We start from the raw sequence: 3,184 nt of genomic DNA, 5'->3' as shown, positions 1-3,184 counted from the left end.
TTACACATTTTGAAACCTGAGTGGACTACTTTAGAAAAAATTAATGAGCAAGCTATGGTTTATACTTTGTTGCATGAAGAAAGTATGTGGGGAAAGCTAAGTAAGAATACTAAGACTAAATTTAAAAAAATGATTAGAGAAATATCTCCAATTGATTTAACGGAATTAATGAAATCGACTTTAAAAGCGAACGAAAAACAATTGCAAAAACAGATTGATTTTTGGCAACGTGAATTTAGGTTTTGGAAGTAAAATAAGTTTTATTTTATAAAAATTGCTAATTCAGTATAATTAATATTTACGAGGTGATATAACGTATGAAAAAATCAGAGGATTATTCCTCCTAAATACAAAGATTTAAAATTTAGGAGGAATTTATATATGACTTTTAATATTATCAAATTAGAAAATTGGGATAGAAAAGAATATTTTGAACACTATTTTAACCAGCAAACTACGTATAGCATTACTAAAGAAATTGATATTACTTTGTTTAAAGATATGATAAAAAAGAAAGGATATGAAATTTATCCTTCTTTGATTTATGCAATTATGGAAGTTGTAAATAAAAATAAAGTGTTTAGAACAGGAATTAATAGTGAGAATAAATTAGGCTATTGGGATAAGTTAAATCCTTTGTATACAGTTTTTAATAAGCAAACTGAAAAATTTACTAACATTTGGACTGAATCTGATAACAACTTCACTTCTTTTTATAATAATTATAAAAATGACTTGTTTGAATATAAAGATAAAGAAGAAATGTTTCCTAAAAAACCGATACCTGAAAACACCATACCGATTTCAATGATTCCTTGGATTGATTTTAGTTCATTTAATTTAAACATTGGTAACAATAGCAGCTTTTTATTGCCTATTATTACGATAGGTAAATTTTATAGTGAGAATAATAAAATTTATATACCAGTTGCCTTACAGCTTCATCATGCTGTATGTGATGGTTACCATGCTTCATTATTTATAAATGAATTTCAAGATATAATTAATAAGGTAGATGATTGGATTTAGTTTTTAGATTTTGGGAGTGAATTTAATTTTATACACGTAAGTGATCATAAAATTTATGAACATTAGCAACCACATTTTTGGTTGCTGGTGTTTTGATTTTGAATTTGGTTTTGAACTTATGGACTGACTTGTTCAGTCCATTTTTTGTGCTTGCACAAAAACATGTTTTAGCCTCGCAGAGCATACGGTTTAATGACTTATTGTAAAATAAGTCTAGTATGTTAGACCTTTATTTGCCCCTGCAGGAACTAAAAGATTTATCCCTTATTTATGCCAATTTTTAAATTTGCATGTAGATGGGCAGTGTCTAAAAAATTAGCCACTGGTTTTGCATATTTTTTGTTTGTGAAATGAGAATATATTTATTTGGCTCATATTTGCGTTTTAAGAGCTTATGTATGTTTTTAGGTATAAAACTATATGAATTATACCTAATTCTTTAAAATACCCCCTTTAAATTCAAAATAAGAGCATTTGAATTTAAACAAAATAAAAAAGCCGACCTAGAAAATAAGGTGGCTTTTTTATTTAGTAATCTTCAAAATCTTTAAAGAATTGTTTTAAGTAAACTCTAAATTAATTATACCCACGTTTATGCCGAGAAAACTTTTTGGTTGGAATAATGAAATGTGATAGCTAACTTGTTAGCGAGTTGGTTGGTCTTGAATTGGGATTAATCCCAAGAAAGTACCAACTCAACATCACATGGAATTGTTGGTTCCGACCAAAAAGGAAATTGGAATAAAAAATAAATTGAGTTAATGGTTTAGGAATTAGGGCTAACTTCACGAAGTGATCTGTTAGCCCTAATTTTGTATTTTTAGGGGTGGAAAATCATTAATTTTGGGGGTGAAAACATAGGGGGGTACTACGACCCCCCTTTTAAGTGCCGAGTGCCAAATCAGAGATTGTGAAGTGTTTAGACCTTTAATATCAAGGGTTATAGCGATTTTTCACAAAGCTACAAATAGGCTACATTTTAGGGACTTTATGAGTTATTGTATAGAAATCTCTAGACATGTATGTATAAATGGAATAAAATAAACTTATTAATAGTTAGAAATGGGGAGTAAAAATGGTTCGTACAAAAGTAGGTATAACTTTAACTGAAGATACTTTGAAAAGACTTGAAGAAATTGCAGAACAAATGGGCTTAAGTAAGTCCCAGGCTATTTCTATGTTGATTAATAACGAGTATTTAAGTAAGTATCAAAGCGAAGATAAAATATTTAAGGCATAAAAAAAGTCTTAATCAATTAGACCAAGACATTTGATAGTGTTATATTAATAAGCAAATAAAAAGAAGTCGCTCACTCCCTCGCCAAAGTTTGTGATAGCGACTTACCTTAAAGAAAAACAGTTGATGTTTTTGTTCTTAATTTGTATATCTAGATATTAAACGATATTAGTTTATTCTTCAAGATATATATTCGGGTGAGCGACTTCTTAAATTAAATTAAGGAGTCGATTTTTTATGTCAAAAATAACGAAAAATGAGCAAGAAAATTTGGTGAAAAATTACACAAAAAAACCGGCGTACTCTAATAGCCGGTTAAGTGGTCAAACTTTGGGAAAATCTCAACCCAAATTAAGTTTTGATGCGATGACAATCGTTGGGAATTTGAACAAAACTAATGCTAAAAAGTTATCTGATTTTATGAGTGTAGATCCACAAATACGACTTTGGGATATACTTCAAACAAAGTTTAAAGCTAAAGCACTTCAAGAAAAAGTTTATATCGAATATGACAAGGTAAAAGCAGATACTTGGGATAGACGTAATATGCGTGTTGAATTTAATCCCAATAAACTCACAAGTGAAGAAATGCTTTGGTTAAAACAAAATATTATCGACTACATGGAAGATGACGGTTTTACAAGATTAGATTTAGCTTTTGATTTTGAAGATGATTTGAGCGATTACTATGCAATGACTGATAAAGCAGTTAAGAAAACTGTTTTTTATGGTCGTAATGGCAAGCCAGAAACAAAATATTTTGGCGTTCGTGATAGTGATAGATTTATTAGAATTTATAATAAAAAACAAGAACGTAAAGATAACGCAGATGTTGAAGTTATGTCTGAACATCTATGGCGTGTAGAAATAGAATTAAAAAGAAGTATGGTTGATTGCTGGAATGATTGTTTTAATGAT

Annotated in this window: 3 protein-coding genes and 1 pseudogene; all 4 read left to right on the top strand. The window is 29.2% G+C overall.

The window, feature by feature from the left end; genetic code table 11:
- Positions 1 to 252, top strand: a pseudogene (locus KA894_RS10515) (replication initiation factor domain-containing protein); the annotation flags it as partial.
- Positions 253 to 381: 129 nt separating this feature from the next.
- Complete coding sequence (locus KA894_RS10510; protein ID WP_032488460.1) at positions 382 to 1,029, top strand: type A-7 chloramphenicol O-acetyltransferase; 648 nt, start codon at positions 382 to 384, stop codon at positions 1,027 to 1,029.
- Between the two features lie 1,075 nt (positions 1,030 to 2,104).
- On the top strand, positions 2,105 to 2,269 hold the full coding sequence (locus KA894_RS10505) for a ribbon-helix-helix domain-containing protein (RefSeq protein WP_017722131.1): 165 nt from the start codon (positions 2,105 to 2,107) through the stop codon (positions 2,267 to 2,269).
- A gap of 234 nt (positions 2,270 to 2,503) precedes the next feature.
- Positions 2,504 to 3,184, top strand: a 681-nt coding sequence (locus KA894_RS10500) for a replication initiation factor domain-containing protein (protein WP_210133952.1), incomplete at its 3' end; no start/stop codon positions are given.

Source organism: Staphylococcus sp. GDY8P131P, assembly GCF_017891975.1.
Lineage (GTDB): Bacteria > Bacillota > Bacilli > Staphylococcales > Staphylococcaceae > Staphylococcus > Staphylococcus nepalensis.
This window is presented reverse-complemented; position numbering and strand designations above follow the sequence as displayed.